Origin of the sequence: Dongia sp. (assembly GCF_041906375.1) — a bacterium.
In the GTDB taxonomy this organism is placed as follows: domain Bacteria; phylum Pseudomonadota; class Alphaproteobacteria; order Dongiales; family Dongiaceae; genus Dongia.
On the sequence record NZ_JAYRJJ010000003.1, the window covers coordinates 340640 to 360017 of the forward strand.

At 64.1% G+C, this 19378-nt stretch carries 18 protein-coding genes; 9 read left to right on the plus strand and 9 right to left on the minus strand.

The features are described from left to right. The first annotated feature begins 142 nt into the window (after positions 1-142). Entirely contained in the window at positions 143-640 is a 498-nt protein-coding gene (locus ACE3OA_RS13030; RefSeq protein ID WP_374311297.1) for a GreA/GreB family elongation factor, read from the plus strand. Between the two features lie 136 nt (positions 641-776). Then, a complete protein-coding gene (locus tag ACE3OA_RS13035; RefSeq protein ID WP_374311299.1) occupies positions 777-1904 on the plus strand; it encodes an acyltransferase family protein in 1128 nt (375 codons plus the stop codon). Positions 1905-2051: 147 nt separating this feature from the next. Here the strand turns inward: ACE3OA_RS13035 and ACE3OA_RS13040 are convergent, their stop codons facing one another. Beyond that, positions 2052-2456, minus strand: a complete 405-nt coding sequence (locus ACE3OA_RS13040; RefSeq protein ID WP_374311301.1) for a cold-shock protein — start codon at positions 2454-2456, stop codon at positions 2052-2054. 180 nt (positions 2457-2636) lie between these two features. Then, positions 2637-3590 carry a fatty acid desaturase gene (locus tag ACE3OA_RS13045; protein WP_374311304.1) on the minus strand — a complete coding sequence of 318 codons (954 nt, stop codon included), beginning with the start codon at positions 3588-3590 and terminating at the stop codon, positions 2637-2639. 81 nt (positions 3591-3671) lie between these two features. On the opposite strand from ACE3OA_RS13045, the gene ACE3OA_RS13050 reads away from it, so the two are divergent. The 3 genes from ACE3OA_RS13050 to ACE3OA_RS13060 all read left to right on the plus strand — a co-directional run bounded on the left by ACE3OA_RS13050 (position 3672) and on the right by ACE3OA_RS13060 (position 7540). Next, positions 3672-4058: a hypothetical protein gene (locus ACE3OA_RS13050; RefSeq protein WP_374311306.1), complete on the plus strand. Its 387-nt coding sequence runs from the start codon at positions 3672-3674 to the stop codon at positions 4056-4058. A 53-nt stretch (positions 4059-4111) separates the two neighbouring features. After that, entirely contained in the window at positions 4112-4945 is an 834-nt protein-coding gene (locus tag ACE3OA_RS13055) for an alpha/beta hydrolase (RefSeq protein ID WP_374311308.1), read from the plus strand. Positions 4946-5149: 204 nt separating this feature from the next. Continuing rightward, positions 5150-7540, plus strand: coding sequence for an adenosylcobalamin-dependent ribonucleoside-diphosphate reductase (locus ACE3OA_RS13060; protein ID WP_374311310.1), 2391 nt, complete (start codon positions 5150-5152; stop codon positions 7538-7540). Between the two features lie 242 nt (positions 7541-7782). Here ACE3OA_RS13060 and ACE3OA_RS13065 read toward each other — a convergent pair whose 3' ends face one another. Beyond that, positions 7783-8820: a serine hydrolase domain-containing protein gene (locus ACE3OA_RS13065; RefSeq protein ID WP_374311312.1), complete on the minus strand. Its 1038-nt coding sequence runs from the start codon at positions 8818-8820 to the stop codon at positions 7783-7785. Between the two features lie 5 nt (positions 8821-8825). Then, positions 8826-9659, minus strand: coding sequence for a GyrI-like domain-containing protein (locus ACE3OA_RS13070; RefSeq protein ID WP_374311314.1), 834 nt, complete (start codon positions 9657-9659; stop codon positions 8826-8828). A gap of 154 nt (positions 9660-9813) precedes the next feature. Between ACE3OA_RS13070 and ACE3OA_RS13075 the strand changes: the two genes are divergently transcribed. Continuing rightward, positions 9814-10290: a DUF1203 domain-containing protein gene (locus ACE3OA_RS13075; RefSeq protein WP_374311316.1), complete on the plus strand. Its 477-nt coding sequence runs from the start codon at positions 9814-9816 to the stop codon at positions 10288-10290. Positions 10291-10415: 125 nt separating this feature from the next. Here the strand turns inward: ACE3OA_RS13075 and ACE3OA_RS13080 are convergent, their stop codons facing one another. Continuing rightward, positions 10416-11294, minus strand: a complete 879-nt coding sequence (locus ACE3OA_RS13080; RefSeq protein ID WP_374311318.1) for a C13 family peptidase — start codon at positions 11292-11294, stop codon at positions 10416-10418. Between the two features lie 28 nt (positions 11295-11322). After that, a complete protein-coding gene (locus ACE3OA_RS13085) occupies positions 11323-12819 on the minus strand; it encodes a PLP-dependent aminotransferase family protein (protein ID WP_374311320.1) in 1497 nt (498 codons plus the stop codon). Positions 12820-12931: 112 nt separating this feature from the next. Between ACE3OA_RS13085 and ACE3OA_RS13090 the strand changes: the two genes are divergently transcribed. Next, a complete protein-coding gene (locus ACE3OA_RS13090; protein WP_374311322.1) occupies positions 12932-13630 on the plus strand; it encodes a pyridoxamine 5'-phosphate oxidase family protein in 699 nt (232 codons plus the stop codon). Between the two features lie 102 nt (positions 13631-13732). On the opposite strand, the gene ACE3OA_RS13095 is transcribed toward ACE3OA_RS13090, so the two are convergent. The 3 genes from ACE3OA_RS13095 to xseA all read right to left on the minus strand — a co-directional run bounded on the left by ACE3OA_RS13095 (position 13733) and on the right by xseA (position 17315). Further along, positions 13733-14932 (minus strand): hypothetical protein, encoded by a 1200-nt coding sequence (locus tag ACE3OA_RS13095; RefSeq protein WP_374311324.1) that lies wholly within the window; start codon positions 14930-14932, stop codon positions 13733-13735. Positions 14933-15006: 74 nt separating this feature from the next. Further along, positions 15007-15816: a M23 family metallopeptidase gene (locus ACE3OA_RS13100; RefSeq protein WP_374311326.1), complete on the minus strand. Its 810-nt coding sequence runs from the start codon at positions 15814-15816 to the stop codon at positions 15007-15009. Further along, positions 15813-17315 (minus strand): exodeoxyribonuclease VII large subunit, encoded by a 1503-nt coding sequence (gene xseA / locus ACE3OA_RS13105; protein WP_374311328.1) that lies wholly within the window; start codon positions 17313-17315, stop codon positions 15813-15815. The genes ACE3OA_RS13100 and xseA overlap by 4 nt, the downstream gene beginning before the upstream one ends. 60 nt (positions 17316-17375) lie before the next feature. On the opposite strand from xseA, the gene purD reads away from it, so the two are divergent. Further along, positions 17376-18653, plus strand: coding sequence for a phosphoribosylamine--glycine ligase (gene purD / locus ACE3OA_RS13110; RefSeq protein WP_374311330.1), 1278 nt, complete (start codon positions 17376-17378; stop codon positions 18651-18653). 9 nt (positions 18654-18662) lie between these two features. Continuing rightward, a complete protein-coding gene (locus tag ACE3OA_RS13115) occupies positions 18663-19271 on the plus strand; it encodes a glutathione S-transferase N-terminal domain-containing protein (RefSeq protein ID WP_374311332.1) in 609 nt (202 codons plus the stop codon). The last annotated feature ends 107 nt before the right edge of the window (positions 19272-19378 follow it).

Sequence of the window (19378 nt, forward strand, 5' to 3'; positions counted from 1 at the left end):
GTTTCCTACTGCGGCACTGGGTCAATCTGGGGGCAATCCGGCAGGTAGCTTACACCCGAATGGTCGGCATACGCCTTTGACCTTGACGGCGCGGGCTATCGGCCTAGCTTTAAAGAAATGAACATTTACCAATGAGAGTTCGATGAGCCGGGCGTTCGTGAAAGAAAATGATGATCAGGCGACGGAATTGCCGGAGCGGCCGCAAAGCCCGCACCCCAATCTCGTGACGCCCCATGGCCTCGATCTGCTGAAACAGCAGGAGGAGGCGCTGGAGGACCAGCGCAGCCGTTTGCTGGCCGACGCGCAGCTCCTCGACAAGGAGCAGTTGCTGGTCGTCGAACGCGATCTGCGTTACGTGCAGGAGCGTATCCTCCGCGCGGTCGTCGTCGACGTGCAGGCCCAGCCGCAGGACAGCGTTGACTTCGGCGCCACCGTCGACACGGTCGACGAGAATGATGTGAAGCGTCATTTTCAGATCGTCGGTGAAGACGAAGCCGACCCCAATGCCGGCAAGCTCTCCTGGGTGTCGCCGATCGCCCTGGCGCTCAAGGATGCCAAGGTCGGCGATACCGTCATCTGGAAACGTCCCGCCGGCAATCTCGAACTGGAAGTGACGCGGATTTCCTACCCGAGGGAATAGGCGCCCCGACGCGACGATCGGCCGGGTCACACGAAGATTACAGAAATGGCCGAGCTTCCGCCGTGCGGCCAGCACCTTGTTGCTTGACCGTCCGCTGGCCCAAGGGCGAGCCTTTGTCGACTGACAAAGGAAGCAGATGGCCAAGCACGTCCCACATTTCGAAGTCCTGCGCGGCGTGGCAGCGCTTTGGGTTTTCGGCGGCCACGCCTTGCGCATTGCCGACCTCAAAATCTCCTATCTGTCGCGAAGCGACCAGGCGGTTGAGGTTTTCATCATCCTGTCCGGCTTCGTCATCGCGCTCATGCGCTACAACGACGAAGAGAGCTACGGGCGCTATCTCTTTCGGCGCTTCATGCGGCTCTATCCATTGTTCCTGATCGCCTTGGTGCTGGGTGCCTTGACGATGCATCTCTATGCGCCTGTCTTCGGCGCCTCGCCATGGCTCACGGAGCAGAAGCTGGCTTTCCTCAGTCGCGAGCAGAATGCCGCCAATGGTCTCTGGGCCCATATCCTCCTGCATCTGACCATGCTGCACGGGACGGTGCCGGATACGGTGCTGCCGCAGGCTGCCTTGATGTTCTCGGGTCCGCTCTGGAGCATCTCGCTCGAATGGCAGTTCTACCTGATCGCCCCCTTTCTCATCCCATTCCTCTCGTTGCGATCACTGCGGGGCCTGGCGATTGCGGCCATCGTCCTTTCGGTCGCCATCGTCCTCCAAAAAGTGACGGCGCAATATTGGATCGGGAGTGTTCCCGCGTTCCTGCCCTTGCGGCTGCCGCTGTTCATCGTCGGCATCCTCTCGGCCGCGCTGTGGGAGCGGGCCCGGCATATGCCGCCCTTGCGCCTGCTGGGGATCCTCGTGGTGGCGACGATGATCGGATGGCTGTTCGCGCCCAACAAGCTGCCGATCCTCATCTGGTTTGCCACCTATTTTCTCGCGGCAACCCATGACCGGCTCGGTGTTTCGCGGCTGGCCGACAGCCTGGTTCGCCTGCCGCCAGCGCGGTTTCTCGGGCGCATATCCTACGGCATCTATGTCCTGCACGTACCGTTGATGATGGCCGTGACCTACTATCTCGTCATCCCCCTGGCCGGCGGGGAAAGTGCCGCTATCGCCGCCGCCCTGATCGCGGGCGCGACGCTGCCCATCGTCCTCTTGTCGGCCTATCTCAGTTTCACCGTGATCGAGAAACCGGCGATCACCTGGGCCAGGCGCTGGCCGGCGTCGGTCGCTGCCGCTGCGCAATCAGCGGCAAAGGGGTGACGCATTGCGGGACTGCCAAGGCACAAAAAAAGCCTGCAATACCCGCTGCAGGCTGGGGCCCCTAGCTGGCTGGCGTTGGGGCGAGCTGCTAACGGCGACCTCGGCCGAGGTCGCCGCTCTCAAGCGCAAGAACCGGAAGCCGGTTCCTTAGTCGTCGTGATGGCGCGGACCACGGCCATAACCGCCGCCGCGGTCGCCGCCCCGATCACCACCATAGCCACCGCCGCCACCGAAGTCGCGACGGCCACCGCCGCCACCACCGCCGCCGAACGGACGACGCGGTGCCGCTGGTCGCGAGGGAGCTGCTGTCGAAGTATCCAGATTGATCACGCGGAGGACCTGGATCCCTTTGCGTCCCTGGCCCACCTCACAGGTGATGGTTGAGCCTTCGGGCGCATCCTGCAGGCCGGCATCCTTGAGGGCCGAGATATGCAGGAACACATCAGAAGAGCCGTCAGCCGGCGTAACGAAGCCGAAGCCCTTCTCCGGATTGAACCACTTAATCTTCCCCCTGAGCTCGCTACCGCCGGAGGACTGGTATTGGTCAGTCATGAGTGCGCTCTTGAAAATCAGGACTAGAGATAGGCACTCCACCATGACCGCCAATCGAGGATGAGCGGGTCATGCCGAAAAGCCGCATTCAGAATGGGCTGGGCAAAATCGAAATGCAAGACTGGTAATACGCTTTCCGCCATTTCTTGTTGCGTCGGGTTAAGAGAATGGCGACGTCATTCAGGCCTGTGGCGGAGGCGCCACGGCGGCCGGTCCGGTGAACTGTCGCAGTGCAGCGTGCAGCAGCGGCGCGTCGAATTGCTCATGCTCCTGCGTGAATTGCTGCGGCAGCTGCCACCACGGGAGATGCATCCTCCGGTGGTGGACCCTATGCATGTTCATGTTGAGGAAGAGGCGCTGCAAGGGACCGGGCAGGGAAAGGTTATAGGCGTAATCGACCTGATCGAGCGGCGTCCTGAAGTGATAGACATTGTCGAGGAACGAGACCAGCAATCCGCGCCCGAGGAGGAAGCCCGCAAAGGCCGGCCAATAGGGGCCCCAGGCGATGAGTGCCGCGCCGATGAGCGCCGCCGCGATGAGGGCATCCTGCCGGATTTCGGCGATGCCCTTCGGGCCGGCAAGCGCCTGCTCGGCCAGCGGGCGCAGGCGCGGCATGGGCGCCTCGTCGCCGGAATAGAGGCTGCGCACCAGGGCCGCCACCCGCCGCTGCGGCATCAGATAGAGGAGGGGGGTGAGCACCTCGATGACATAGAGCCCGCCCAGGGCCTCGGCGAAAAAGCGCAGCCGGGCCACCAAGGCGCTCGTGGTGGCGGGGTCGTAGCTGTCCGGTCGGTCAAGTTTATGCCGGTTGAAGCGATGGTGCATCAGATGGCCGAAGCGGAGCAGGCGGAACGACGACCCCCACAGGATCGCCAGGGCCCGGCCGGCCCGCCGGTTCTTTTCGGCCCCGACCAGGAGCTGGCCATGGATCGCCTCATGGAGAGTCGCCCAATAGCCATTGGCGATGAGGGTCAGGGGCAAAAGAAGCCACAGCCATTGCGCCGACCCGAAACGGACCAGGATGGGCAGGACGAAGAAGGCCAGAAGGCTGGTTCCGGCGTAGAAGGTGAGGAGGGAGCGGTTGAGGCGCTGAAAGCGCGCCGCTTCCTGGGCGGTGGTCGGCAGATCGGTCATGACCTTTTGATGACGCAAAGCGCCGAAACTGGCAACGTTCAATCTTGTGCAGTTGGGCTGCCGCAAACCGGGAGAGACGGCATGGCCGGCATCAGGTTCCTGCTCCTCACGCTGATCGCATGCCTGGCGCCGGTACGCGCCTGGGCCGATCCCAGCCTGCCGCCCAGCCCCCATCCGGAGTTGCTGCGGACCTATTATGATTACGGGGTCGCCGAATATTGCGGCCTGGTGGACATGCCGGCGCATAATGGCTTCGCCCTGTTGCGCCTCGACCAGCTGGCGCGCGGCAATATCCCGCCCTCTGCCGACCGGCGCGCCCGGATCGATGCCGCCAAGGCGGTCGAATACGAATATCAGGATCACGGGCTATCCGGGAACAAGACCTGGTGCCGGACCGAAGGCGCCGATGCGGTGCGGCGCTTTACGGTCTATTTCAGGACTCGCCACTTGCCGGCGGCGTCGCCGTAACTTTTCTTGAATTCCAGTCGATTGCCGCGTAACGCTGCGAAAGGAAGTCCGAAGTGTCGGGCTGGCTGCCGGGGGTCCTGAGGATGCTGTGGGGTGTGCTGATCGCGGTCGCGGTCTTCTATCTGGGCGCGATGCTCTTCCTGTTCACGCAGCAGCGGAAGATCGTCTTCCATCCCGACCAGACCCTGGCGACGATCGCTGACTATCCGAACCCGGCGGGGCTGAAGGCGGTGACCAATCGGACCGCCGACGGGCTTGAGATCGTTTCCTGGTACCTGCCGCCCCAGCGGACAGATGGGCAGACCATCGTCTATTTCCATGGCAATGCCGGGCACCATGGCGGCCGGGTCGAGCGGATCATCCCCTATGCCGCCAAAGGCTACGGAATCCTTCTCGTCGGCTATCGCGGCTATGGCGGCAATCCTGGAATGCCCACGGAGGCGGGGCTCTATGAAGACGCCCGGGCGGCACTCGGTTTTCTGCAGGATCAGGGTGTTAGGCCGGAACAGCTGATCCTCTTTGGCGAATCCCTCGGCGCGGCGGTCGCAACCCAGATGGCGATCGAGCGGCCGGCCCGGGCGCTCATTCTCGAAGCGCCCTTCGCCTCGATCCTGCATTCGGCCCGGCAGCGCTACCGCTATCTGGCCTTCGACTTCCTGGTGCGGGACAAGTTCGATACGCTCGCCAAGATCGGTCGTATCGGCAAGCCCCTGCTCCTCATCCATGGTGATCTCGACCGCACCACCCCGGCCCGGTTCGGCCACCTGGTCTTCGACGCCGCTAGCGAGCCCAAGCAGGGCTTCTTTCCGCCGCTGGCCGGTCACAACGACCTCATGCAGCACGGCATGCCGGCGCGCGTGCTGGCCTTTCTCGACGGCCTTTCCTGAGGGTGTTTGGGGATAGGGTGGATAACTTTATCCACAGCGCCTGCGGTATGTGAATTGTGCAATAATATAATTTAAAATCAATATACTGACTGCTTTTGCTTGTGGAGTTTATCGGGAGAATAAATCCGGAACACAGATTGACGTTCCGGGGCCAAAAGTGGTTAACTGGCGAGCTCAATTTTTGCCGCAAGGAATGGACTGAAGATGGCGCAGGTTGCCGCGATTTCCCAACAGATCTGGGACATGAAATACCGGCTGAAATCGCTGGACGGCGTGGCGCTCGACAAGACCATCGAGGACAGCTGGCAGCGCGTGGCGCTTGCCTTGGCCGAGGCTGAGGCGCCTGCCGTGCGGGAGAAATGGACCGAGGCTTTTGCCGAGGCGCTGGCCGATTTCAAATTCCTGCCCGCCGGTCGGATCCTGGCTGGGGCGGGTGCCAAGCGCACCGTGACCCTCTTCAACTGCTTCGTCATGGGGACGATTCCGGACGATATGGGCGGCATCTTCGCCCATCTCCGCGAAGCGGCGCTCACCATGCAGCAGGGCGGCGGCATCGGTTACGACTTCTCGACCCTGCGGCCCAAGGGGGCGCCGGTGAAGGGGGTGGGGGCGGATGCCTCCGGCCCGCTCACCTTCATGGATGTCTGGGACGCGATGTGCCGGACCATCATGTCGGCCGGCCACCGCCGCGGTGCCATGATGGCGACCTTGCGCTGCGATCATCCTGATATTGAAGCATTTATCGACGCCAAGCAGACGGCCGGGCGGCTGCGCATGTTCAACCTCTCGGTCCTCGTCACCGACGCCTTCATGGCGGCGGTCAAGGATGATGCGCCGTGGGAGCTGAAATTCGGCGGCACCACCTACCGGGTCGTGCAGGCGCGTGAGCTGTGGGACCGCATCATGCGGGCGACCTATGCCTATGCCGAACCCGGCGTCATCTTCATCGACCGGATCAATCAGAAGAACAATCTTCGCTACTGTGAATCGATCAGCGCCACCAACCCCTGCGGCGAGCAGCCCTTGCCGCCCTATGGCGCCTGCCTGCTGGGATCGATCAACCTCACCACGCTGATCCAGGATCCGTTCACGGCGGAAGCGCATCTGGACCTCGCCGCACTTGACCGTCTGGTCAGGATTTCCGTGCGGATGATGGATAACACCATCGACGTCTCCAACTTCCCGCTTGAGGCGCAAGCGGTGGAGGCCAAGAACAAGCGCCGCATCGGCCTCGGCGTCACCGGCCTCGCCGACGCCCTCATCATGTGCGAGGCGCGCTATGGCGGACCCAAGGCGATCAAGCTGACCGATGAATGGCTCAGGGCCATTTCCCGCGCGGCCTATCTCGCCTCGACTGAACTCGCGGCTGAGAAGGGGGCCTTCCCGCTCTTCGACCGGGAGAAGTTTCTGGCCTCCGAGACGGTGCAGACCCTGGACAAGGACGTCCGGGAAGCGATCGCCAAGCACGGCATCCGCAACGCGCTCCTCACCTCCATCGCCCCCACGGGCACGATCTCGCTCTTTGCCGACAACGTCTCCTCGGGGCTGGAGCCGGTCTTCAGCTTCAAATACACCCGCCATGTCCTGATGCCGGACGGCACCCGCCAGGCGGAAGAGGTCACGGATTATGCGTATCGGCTGTTCCACCGCCTGAAGGGCGAGGACACCCCGCTGCCGGATTATTTCGTCGACGCCCAATCCTTGAGCCCCCACGACCATGTCGTGATGCAGGCGACGGTGCAGAAGCATATCGACAGCTCGATCTCCAAGACCATCAACTGCCCGGTCGACCTGTCCTTCGAGGAATTCAAGAGCGTCTACACGGAAGCCTATGAGCTTGGCTGCAAGGGCTGCACCACCTACCGGCCGAACGATGTCACCGGCTCGGTCCTCGAGGTGAAGCCCAAGGATTCGGCGCCCAAGCCGCAGAGCCAGCCGGAACTGCCGCTGGTGGTCCAGCGTGGCAGCCAGCAATCCGAGCCGACGCGCCTCGATGCGCCAAGGCCCCAGGATGTCTATGAGGCGGGCGGGGTCGTCTACATGACCCAGCCGCTCGACCGGCCCGAAGCCTTGCCAGGTGCGACTTACAAGGTGCGCTGGCCGGAGAGCGACCATGCCATCTACATCACCATCAACGACGTGATCCAGGACGGTCGGCGCCGGCCGTTCGAGGTGTTCATCAACTCCAAGAACATGGAGCATTACGCCTGGACCGTGGGGCTCACCCGCATGATCTCGGCGGTCTTCCGCCGCGGCGGCGACATCTCCTTCGTGGTCGAGGAATTGAAGGCCGTGTTCGACCCGCGCGGTGGCTCATGGGTGGGTGGGCGCTACGTGCCCTCGCTTTTGGCCGCCATCGGCGAAGTGATCGAACGGCACCTCATCGCCATCGGCTTCATGCCCGACCCGCGTGAAGACCGCGCCGAGCTCGAACGCATGGTCGCGCGCAAAGTGGCCAACCTCGCCGACGGGCAGGGGAATGGCGATGCCGGCGGCCGCAAGCTGCCCCACTGCCCCAAATGCAACTCCCCCTCCCTCATCCGCCAGGAAGGCTGCGACCTCTGCACCTCCTGCGGCTACAGCAAGTGCGGGTGAGGGCCTAATCCCATCGTCATCCTCCGCGAAGGCGGAGGACCCACGAGTTTCTTTCTTTGTGCAGGGTGGAAACGCGTGGGTGGTCCGCCTGCGCGGACCATGACGATTTAAGAGTTCCGTCATCCCCGGGCTTGACCCGGGGATCCATGCCTTCATGCGGCACCAATGGATGGCCGGGTCAAGCCCGGCCATGACGCGTATAAGAAGCGACAGCAGCGCCCTTGTCCAAAGATACAGCGAGCTTAGCCGGCCAGCCCCGGCAGCACATGCTCCAGCATGATCGCGGCGGGCGTCTTCCATTGGTCGGGGTGGTTGTATTGCCCGCAGAGGATGGCGATGACCAGCTTGCGTTCCGGGATCAGAATCAGGCGCTGGCCGCCATTGCCCATGGCGAAGCGGCGCGGGCCGTTTCCATCGGTCGAGGCCCGCAGATACCATTGATAGCCGTAGCCGATATCGTCGAAGCAGGTGACGCGCGGGGTGAAGGCTTCGGCGAGCCAATCGGGTGGGATGATCTGCTCGCCGTCCCAGCTTCCGCCCTGCAGCACGCAGTAACCGATCTTGGCGAGATCGCGCGGTCGCAGGCGCAGGCCTGAGGCGGCGGAGTAGGTACCATCGGCGCCGGAGATCCATTGCACTGTATCGATGCCGAGGGGCGCAAAGAGATGCTGGCGGGCAAAATCGAGAAGTGAGAGGCCGCTGCCTTTCTCGATGAGCCGTCCGAGCAAGGCTGATGCACCGCCGGTATAGGTCCAGCCGGTGCCGGGCTCGGCGATGACGGGTCGTTCCAGGATGAAACGATAGCGATCAGCCGCCATCTCCATCGCGATCTCGCTGTTGGCGGGATCGGTGTAGGGGAGGTCTTCGTTCCATTCCTGGCCCAAGGTCATGGTGAGGACATGCGCGACCTTGCGTTTGCCGAGTTGGGGATCGCGCGCAAGGTCGGGATATTCCGGAAACTGCACCACGAGTGATGCGTCGGGCGCCGGAACCGCCCCCAGCTTCAAGGCGATGCCGTAAAGCAGGCCAACGATGGATTTACTGACCGAGCGCAGATCGTGCAGCGTCCCGGTGTCGAAATCGACGCGACCGAGAGGCCGGCCCCAGCTTTCGTCCTCGCCCGCCACATAACGCTCAAGCACCAGCTTGCCGTCAGCGAGAATGACGAGGCCGTGCAGGCTCGGCAGGGTACCGCCGGCAATGGCTTGGTCGAGCTTGCCGACGAAGCCGCTATTGAAACCATGCGCCGCGGGGTCGGCCGCAATGTCGTCGAACGCCATGTGTATCACTCCTGAACCGGCAGCCAGATTTCGAAGCCGCCCATTCCGCTCTGCGGGTCGAAGCGGGCGTGGTAGCGCTCCTGCATCGGCGTGTCGGCGGCTTTTAGCCCCGATGTCGGCAGCCATTCGTTCCAGATCGTGTGGCAGACGCTGCGAATGTCTGAGACGTGCCCATCATGCGCAAAGACGGCATAACGCTGTGCCGGGATGCGCAGGCGATGGAGTTCGGGCGGCAGTTCGTCGAAATCGCTCACCTCGACACCGGCCAGATAGTCGAAATTCCCGGCATCGTCATGGGTGTGGCAGATGCCGTAGCCGGCGCCGGGCACGCTATGCGGGATGGCGCCCCAATAGGCGTTGAAGCGCTGCCACAGGGCCGGGATGCCGGCGACATTGCCCGTGCTGAACTTGCCGTTGAGGCCGGCGAAGAGGCGCGGCGGCGTATCGGCGAAGCGGGGCTCGCTGAGCTTGATGGTCTTGATCGTGTCCATGCGGATGGGCTCCACGCATTTGAGGTCTTCGAGGGAGCGGCGCGCCCGCACCTCTTCGGGGGTCAGCCCGAAATGGTCGCGAAACGCCCGCGTGAAGGCTTCGTGAGAGCCGTACCCGGCCTCGATCGCCAAAGCGAGGATGTCGGGCGCCCCATCGGCCAGCGCCTTCGCCGCCTCGGTGAGGCGGCGGCCGCGCAGGTAACCGATCACGGAATGATCGGTTGCTGCCGAAAAGGCGCGGGACAGGTGAAACCGGGAAACGCCGCCGTTCCGCGCGACATCGTCGAGCGATATCGCATCGTGGAAATGGCTTTCGATGAACCACAGGGCCTTGTCGACCGGCTTCATATTGTACTCTCTCGTTGCCGGTTGCCCTTATGCCAAGCCGGAACAGCGTCCATTTGACCGATCTTGCGCTTCAGTTTGAGGAGCGCAAGAGCCGGATAGCGGCGCGGGGTTCCTCCCTGCCATGTTCCGCCGACGAGCTGCGAGGAGAGAATCGATGACGCCCGAGATCAAATTCGTGTCCATGCCGACGGAGATTGCCCGCGCCTATCAGGCCGGCGCCCCGGATGCCAACGGGCAGGTGCCGGAACGGCACATTTCCGATGGCGACGGCGTTCCCTGCCGGCATTGCCAGCAGGACGTCGCGGCGGGCGAGGCCTATCTCATCCTCAACCATCGGCCGTTCCCGACCCCGCAGCCTTATGCCGAGACCGGGCCGATCTTCCTCCATGCGGACGCTTGTCCGCGCTGTCCGGAGACGGCCGATTTGCCGCCGGTCTTCGCCGTGCGGAAGCTGTTTCTGCTGAAGGGCTATAACGCGCAGGACCGCATCGTCTACGGCACCGGCCAGCTGGTGCCGCCGGCGGAGATCAACGACGCCGCCGCCGGTATTCTCGCCCGCGACGACGTTGCCTATGTCCACGCGCGCTCGGCCTACAACAATTGTTTCCAGTGCCGCATCGAACGGGCGTGAGTTCCTGCTGTCTTTCCCGCGAAGGCGGGAATCCATGCAGCCGCTCGCATGATCGATGGATCCCCGCTTGCGCGGGGATGACAAGATCGGGTTGGGGTTGACGAGTTGAAGTACCGGCCCGTCGCTCAGGGCATTTCCAGATTGGCGACCGCGTCGCCGAAGAAGGCCTGCGGTTCGGAAGGCTTCGCGCCGAGCGCCACTTCGCGCTCGGCGACGCAGGCCTTGGTGCGGTCGTAAAGCTCGGTCCAGGTATAGGCCCAGGTCCAGGAATCGAGCAGGCACTTGTCATAATAGGTATAGGTCTCGCCCGCACCGCAGCCGAAGGACGGCCGGTCGTCACGCGCGGCGGTGAGGATGATGCGATTGGGCTGCTCCATCCCGTCCTTCAGAAAGATCCCGCTATAGCAGGCCGAGACGATGACGACGGTCGGGCGCACGCCGCAGTGATTGTCGAGCCATTGATCGAGCACGCGCGGCGGCAACAGGCCGCCGGTGCCGTTCGCCTGGCTGAGATAGAAGCCGTCGCGGGTGCCGTGCGAGGTCATGAAGACCAGGCATTTCTCATTCTGGCCCTTGGTGATGAAGCCGAGCGAGGCATCGATGGTGCCGACATCGGCGATCTCTTCTTCCGAAGGCGCGATGCTGGGGTCTGAGGTCAGTCGGCGCAGATTGACGTCGGGCTTGCGTTCGATGATGGCATAGAAGCGGCGCGTCGCATTGTCGAAGGCCTTGATGGAATTGTCGCCGGCGACGAACAGCGCGCCCCAATCGGCGACGGGCTTCGTCGATGCCGGCGCCGCGGCGGTGGCGGTCTGATCGGCGGGGCCAGGTGCGGGGGAGGGGGCCGGCGCCGGTTCCGGCACCACGGCTGCTGCTGCCGGGGCCGCCGCTTCAACTGGCGCCGCCGCTGCGACCGGCTGAGCGACCGTCTGCTGGCCGCCGCCCAGGCAACCTGCCAGCGGCAGCATCAGCAGGACGCAGAGGCCCCATTTTCCTAAACGCATGTTCCGCGCCATCCTCTAAAAAACTTCGTCACAGACCGAGCGCCGCGGCAATCGCCCGGGCACCCGGCTGGAATTTCCCATCCGGTACAGCCGCATAGCCGAACATCAACCCATCGCGCTTGCCGGCCTCGCCCACATCATAGGCGGAGAGGGGTGACACCGTCACGCCCGCCGCCGCGATTTTTTCGGCGACTTTCGCATCGCCCTGGCGGCGCAGCGCGGGGTCCGCCAGCCGACCCACCAGATGCAGGCCAGCAGCGTCGGGCGAGAGCACGATCTTGCCGCCGAAATGCCGCTCGGCCGCCTGCAGCAGCAATTGCTGGCGCCGGGCGTAAGTCTGGCGCATGCGCCGCACATGGGCGGCGAGATGCCCGCTGGTGAAGAACTCGGCAAGCGCCGGCTGCGTCGCCATGGCCGGCTGGTCGTCGACCACCGCCCGTGCGCTGCGGAAGGCGGCGGCCAGTGCCCGGGGCGCCACCAGATAGCCGATGCGCAAGGACGGGAAGAGCAGCTTCGAGAGGGTCCCCACATAGATGACCCTGCCGTCTCCATCCAGGCTGCGCAGGGCGGCAAGCGGCCGGCCGGCATAGCGGAATTCGCTGTCGTAGTCGTCCTCCAGCACCCAGGCCTTGGCCGCGCGCGCCCAGGCGAGCAGGCTGAGGCGCCGCTGCAGCGACATGACGACACCCAGCGGATATTGATGGGAGGGAGCAACACAAGCGAGGCGCGCCTTGGGTGCGCGGCGCAAGCCTTCGGCGACGTCGAGTCCCTCCTCGTCGACCGAGACATGCACCAGGCTGCCGCCCGATGCCGCGATGGCGGCACCGATGCCGGGAAAGCCCGGCCGCTCGACCCAGACCTTGTCGCCGCTATCGAGCAACAGCCGGCAGGTGAGGTCGACCGCCTGGCGGATGCCGCTGACGATCAGCACGTCGTCGGGCGCGCAATCGATCCCGCGCGCCTGGCGCAGATAATCGGCGATGGCTTGCCGCAGGGGCGGATAGCCGCCCGGATCGCCACCATCGACGATGGCGCGCGACGGCTGTCGCCAGCTCTTGGCCAGCAGCCGCGACCAGAGGGGATAGGGGAAATCGCTGCTGTCGATGAAGCCCGGTGCAAAGCAGGGGGCCAAGGTCGATCGCGCCGGCGGCACCCGCGTCCTCTGGCCCGCCAGCAAAATGGCGCTGCGCCGCGCCAGTTCCGGCGGTGGTGCCACCGCGCTTTCCGCGCGCGCCTGTTCCGGCCGGAGGTCGGGCAGATCGCCGGCCACATAGGTGCCGGAACCGCCGCGCATCACCAGATAGCCCTCGCTCAGCAATTGCTCGAAGGCGCCGAGCACGGTGTTGCGCGAAATGCCCAATTCCTGGGCCAGGGTCCGGCTGGCCGGCAGCTTCTCGCCCCGTCGCAGCCGCCCGCTCAGAATGGCCTGGCGCAGCTGGGCGTAAAGCTGATGAAACAAGGGCGCCCCGACGCGCTCGTCGATGGCGATGTCGAGCAGCGAACCGATCCCGGCCGGACGTGCCATGGGCCTCTCCAAAGTGGTACTGAAGATTATTGCATTTTGGCACTTTTCTTGGAACCGCTTATTTGACGATAGTTCGTCCACAAGCCACTCCCTTTGCAGAGAGCCGAACGCCATGCCCGATTCAAGCTTTACGCCGACCGACCGCAGCCGCGTCAAACGCCTGCATGAGCGCGGCAAATATGACGAGGCGACCGTCTTCGCCATCCTCGATGCGGCGTTCATCGCTCATATCGGTTACGTCATCGACGGCCAGCCCTTCGTGACGCCCACGGCCTTCTGGCGCCAGGGCCGCACGCTCTATTGGCATGGGTCGGCGGCCAGCCGCATGTTGCGCTTCCAGGAGGCGGGCGTGCCTGCCTGCGTCACCGTCACCCATCTCGACGGGCTGGTGCTGGCGCGTTCGGGCTTCCACCATTCGATCAACTATCGCTCGGCGATGGCCTTCGGCACGGCCAAGCTGGTGAGCGATCCGCGCGAGGAAGAAGCACAGCTCGACCTCTTCGTCGACCGGCTCTATCCCCAGCGCCGCGCCACATTGCGGCCGAACGAGACACAGGAATTGAAAGGCACCACGGTCATCGCCATGGAGATCGAGGAGGCGTCCGCCAAGAGCCGTTCAGGTCCGCCCAAGGATGACGAACCCGACTATGCGCTGGATTGCTGGGCCGGCGTCATCCCGATCCATCAGGTCGTGGGAGCGCCCATTGCCGATCCGCTGCTGAAGGCCGGTGTCGCCTTCCCCAAGGGCCTCGCCGGCTACAGGGATGGCGCGCGCTTCGACGAATTGCTGACGGCGAATATGGTGGGCTAGCCGGAAAGAGTGGATCTCCGGGTCAAGCCCGGGGATGACGAAAGAATTTAACCAGGAAATCGTCATGCCCGGGCTTGACCCGGGCATCCACTGCAGCAGGAATTACCGCCCGACGCCGCGATATTCCGACATCGGCACGGGGGCCGGCGTGCTGAGCAGCTTGTCGATGTGATAGCCCTGGAACATGCCGAAGCCGAGGTCACGGCCTGTCAGATAGCCATCCTCGTCATCGACCCGGGCAAGCGCCAGCACGACGCCGGATTGACGCAGTTTATCGAAATAGGCGCGCCTGCGCAGCAGTTCCGGACCGATGCCGGGCTGCCAGAACACCTTCACCATGTTCGGGTTGAGCTGGGCGAGGTCGATCACGTTGATCAGCGACGGCAGCAGCCCGTCGATGGCGACCGTGCCGCCGCGCCCTTGGATGAGGTCGCGGGCGGCCAGGAATTCATTGAAGTTCTGCATGATGTCGCCGATGCGGAACTCGAAATTGAAACGGCGCAGAGAATTCAGCGACCGCTTCTCGAAGGTCTCGAAATCGCTCGAGAAGACACTTTCGATATTGATGTTGAGCGAAGCGCGCTGTTCCGGCCGCTTGATGCCTTCAATGGCCTTGAGGATGATGCGGTCCAAGGTCACCGTCATCTGGTTGAAGACGTTCTTGTTGTGGCGCATGTCGACGCCCACCAGCAGATGCTGCCGGAGTGCCGCCATGCTGGCGAAGAACTCGCTCATCACCGGATGCAGCGGCTTGCCTTCCTCATAGATGGCGATCTGCTGGCTGCGCAAGAACAGGTCGGCAAAGCGCGCATCGCCCAGCTGGCGATAGGCACTTTCGATCTTGGTGATGTGCTCCAGCAGCAGCATGTCCATCATGTGCGACACTTGGTCGACATTGGCGGCTTGCGCCGCGAGACGGCGCACCAGATCGAGCGCCCGCTGGCGGTCACGACGCAGGTCGATGATCTGGGTGATGCGGTTGACGTCGACGGCGCCGAAATAGTCCGGCAATTGCCGGCCGATCATGCGCAGGAGTTGCAGCTTGGTGTCGGAAAGGACGCCGGAAACCAGCACCTCCTGATCCGCCACCGTCATCACCAGGCTGGCAAGGCTCAGGCGATAGAGCCGGCAGCCGCGGCCTGAGAAATATTCCTCCAGCCGGTCGGCGAAGGCCTTCAGGAACTCCATCCCCTCCTTGGAGCGGGTGAATTCCTCGAGATTGAGCACCAGGACATAGGGCACCATGCCGCGATTGATCGGCGGATTGCTGATCCAGTCCACCAGTTCATCGATCTCGTTCATGGCAAAAATACCTAGGTTAGGAAGGCGGCCAGTATGCGGCCCGTTATCGAGTCGTCAAGCAGGCGTCGTGTCACTTATTGCATGGGGGGCACGAGAAGGGCGGGATCGAGGCGGGTTTCGTTCCAGTTGAGGCCCCAATGGAGGTGCGGCCCTGTCGCCCGCCCGGTCTTGCCGACAGCGCCGATGAGATCGCCCTGCCGCACATCTTCGCCCGGTACCACGTCTACCCGGCTTAGATGCAGATAGCTCGAATATATCCCGAAACCGTGGTCGATGATGATGGTGCCGCCGGTGAGATAGAAACCTGTCTCCGCCAACCGCACCGTGCCGTCAGCCGGGGCCACGACCGGGGCTCCCTCGGGGGCTGCGATGTCGGTGCCGAAATGCGGCGCCTTGGGTGTGCCGTTGAGGATGCGCTGGCTGCCATAGACACCGCTGATCGGTCCCTTGGCAGGCCAGATGAAAGTCTCCAGGAAATCGCGGCGCAGCGATGGATTGGCGCGCGCCTCCTTTACTTTCGCCTGGTCGGCCTTGATACGCGCTTCAGTGGCCGGGTCCGGCGTCACCATGTTCTGATCGAGCTTGTCGATGCGCTGGATCTCGTAGGTGCGGGGTTCCACCGACAGAATCTGTTGCTCGGCTTTGCCATCGGCATGGATGACGGTGAGTTGCGCCTCCGGTCCCTGATCGCGGCCGAAGCCGATGACAAAGGTGCCGTCCGCACCCACCAGCACCGGATCGTCGCCCAGCATCACCGTGGCGCCGGGTTCAGCTTTGCCCATAGCAAAACCGCCGGGCGTGACATCGCCTTTCAGCTCTATCGCGGTTGCAGGCGCTGCAATCGACAGAAGCATCGCAATGACCGGCAAGAAGCGCGCCTTCACAGCAGCGATCCTTGCGGTGCGGCGGGTGGCGGCGCTTTCCCGCGCTTCGGCTTTTCAGTCCCTTTGCCGGCCACGGCTTCGACCGTACCATCCCGGAACTGCAAAGTGAGGGCGTCGCCCCCGCTCACCGATGCTGCGCTGAGGACCGGGCTGCCGCCGGCATCGCGCACCAGGGCGAAGCCGCGCTCCAACACCTTTTCGTAGGAATAGCTGTCGAGCAGCTGGCCGATATGGTCGAGCGAGGTGCGTTTGGCTTTGACCAGTTCCGTCAGCAGGCGCGCATTTAGGCCATTGCCGACGCGCTCCAACCCGCGATGTTGTCTCTCCAGCGCCAGATTGAAGGCACCGCCCAATCGGTTCGCGGCAAGGTCAATGGCATTGCGCGCTTCGGCCAATTGCTGGTGCGGCGTCTTCAATTCGGCGCGCAATTGTGCCACACGGTCTTCGCGGCGCCGGAAATAGGGCAGGCGCGCATTGGCCCAGCGCTCCAGCCAGCCATCGAGCGATTGTGCCTTCTCCTGGATGAGGCGCATCGGTTCGGGGATGCCGCGCGCCAGACCTTCGACGGCGAGGCGCGCTTCGCCGAGGCGCCGGTTCATCGTGCTGGTGAGGCGATGCCCGATTTCTCCCAGCATGGTGATGAGCTCGGCCCGCACCGGCACGGCCATTTCGGCAGCGGCCGTCGGCGTCGGTGCGCGGCGGTCGGAGGCGAAGTCGATGAGCGTCGTATCGGTCTCATGGCCCACGGCGGAGATGAGCGGGATGGCGCTCTCTGCCGCCGCGCGCACGACGATTTCCTCGTTGAACGCCATCAGGTCTTCGATGCTGCCGCCACCGCGGGCGACGATGAGAAGATCGGGGCGCGGCACGGCGCCGCCGGCCTCCAGCGCATTGAAGCCGCGGATGGCGGCGGCGACCTGTGCGGCGGCGCCTTCGCCCTGGACCAGCACGGGCCAGACCAGCACATGGCGCGGGAAACGGTCGGCGAGGCGATGCAGGATATCGCGGATGACGGCGCCGGTGGGCGAGGTGACGATGCCGATGACATTGGGGAGTATCGGCAGCGGGCGCTTGCGCTCCGGATCGAAGAGCCCTTCGGCCGCGAGCTTCTTTTTCCGCTCCTCGATCATCTTGAGGAGGGCGCCGACACCGGCCAGTTCCAGCCGTTCGATCACCAGCTGGTATTCCGACCGGTCGCCATAGGTGGTGATGCGCCCGGTGGCGATAACCTCCATGCCGTCTTCCGGTATGATGCCGAGGCGCGCGGCATTGCCCTTCCAGCAGACCGATTTCAGGGCCGCGTTCTCGTCTTTGAGCATCAGATAGAGATGGCCCGAGGCGGCGCGCTTGAAGCCCGAGATCTCGCCCTTTACCCGCACGCGGTCGAACCGACCTTCCAGCGTGCGCTTGATCGCCTGGGAAAGCTCGGAAACGGTCAGTTCGCCGGCATTGTGGCCGGGCTGCGGGGGGCTGGGCGGCATCGAATCGAAATCTGTCATGGCGCGTCATTCTATGGTATCGCAGGCGCCTCTGGGTAAGGCAATTTGGACCGAAAATCGATGCGCATTCTGGTGGTCGGATCGGGCGGGCGCGAGCACGCCTTGTGTTGGAAAATCGCGGCCTCGCCGCTCTGCGACAAGATCTATTGTGCGCCGGGGAATGCCGGGATCGCGGGTGTTGCCGAATGTGTCCCCATCGGGGCCGAGGATATTCCGGCCCTGGTTGCCTTTGCCAAGGAACAATCCGTCGACTTTGTCGTGGTCGGACCCGAGGCGCCCCTGGTGGCGGGCCTTGCCGACGCGCTGGAAGCGGCCGGCATCGCCACCTTCGGTCCCAGTGCCAAGGCCGCCGAACTCGAAGGCTCCAAGGGCTTCATGAAGGACATCGCGGCGAAGTACCACGTGCCCACCGCGGCCTATCAGCGCTTCCGCGAACCCGAAGCCGCCAAGGCTTTCGCGCGTTCGCTGCCGATTCCCGTGGTGGTGAAGGCCGACGGCCTTGCCGCGGGAAAGGGCGTCGTCATCGCCGAAAGCCATGCCGAAGCCGACGCGGCCATCGATGCCATGATGCGCGACCGGCAGTTCGGCGAGGCGGGTGCCGAGCTGGTCGTCGAGGAATTTCTGGACGGCGAGGAACTGTCCTTCTTCGCGCTCTGCGACGGCGCGCATGCTTTGCCGCTGGCCTCGGCGCAGGATCACAAGCGCGTCGGCGATGGAGATACCGGGCTCAATACCGGCGGCATGGGCGCCTATTCGCCCGCACCCGTGGCGACGCCCGAGATCGAGCGGCGCATCATGGATGAGATCGTCCGTCCCACCGTGGCCGGCATGGCGGCGGAAGGGCGTCCGTTCAAGGGCGTGCTCTTTGCCGGCATCATGGTGACGAAGAGTGGGCCGAAGCTGATCGAATTCAACGTGCGTTTCGGCGATCCGGAATGCGAAGTGCTGATGCTGCGTCTCAAATCCGATCTGCTGCCGGCCTTGATGGCGGCGCGCGATGGCGGCCTCAACAGTTTCGACCTGCGCTGGCACGACAGCGCTGCGGTGACCGTGGTGATGGCTGCCAAAGGCTATCCGGGAAAGCCCGAGACCGGGACGGTCATCAAGGGCCTCGGACAGGCGGCGACGATTTCGGGCGCCGTGGTTTTCCATGCCGGCACCAAGCTCAATGCGGCCGGCGACATCGTTGCGGCCGGCGGCCGTGTGCTCGCCGTCTCGGCCGTGGCGCCGGATGTGAAGGCAGCGCAGAAGCTCGCCTACCAGGCCGTCGACGCGATCGACTGGTCGGGTGGTTTCTGCCGCCGCGACATCGCCCATCGCGCCATCGCCCGTTCCTGACAGGAGAAGATGATGTTCAAGCTGCGTTACTCATCGACCAGTCCCTTCGTGCGCAAGGTGCGCGTCGTTGCCTTGGAGACGGGGCAGGACAAGGAAATCGAACTCATCAAGACCATGACCGCCGATCCCACCTGCGACATCGGCAAGGACAATCCCTTGAACAAGGTCCCGGCCTTGGTGCTGGAAGACGGATCGTCGCTTTATGACTCCCATGTCATCTGCGAGTTTCTCGACGCACGGCATTCCGGCGCGAAGATCTTCCCGGCAGCGGGCGCCGCGCGTTGGACGGCCCTGCGCCAGGAAGCGCTTGGCAACGGCATGGCCGATGCCGGTGTCCTGCGCATGATGGAGACGCGTCGGCCGGCAGGTGAACAATCGCCGGCCTGGATCGCACGGCAGAAGCTGAAGATGGACCAGGGCCTCGATGCGCTGGAACGCGAAGCCCCGGATTTCGCCAAGGGCTTCGACATCGGCCTCATGACCATCGCCATCGTGCTCGACTATTTCGATTTTCGCTTCAAGGCGGAGGAATGGCGAAAGGGTCGGCCGAATTTGACCAAGTGGCACGCGGACATCTCGCAGCGTCCATCGCTCAAGAGTACGCTGCCCTTCGAGTGAGCGAAAGCCAACTCAACCCAACCCAACCCAACCCAACGCTGGCATCGTCGCGTAGACCTACCGTCCACGCACTTACCTTGCTGTCATGCCCGCGAAAGCGGGCATCC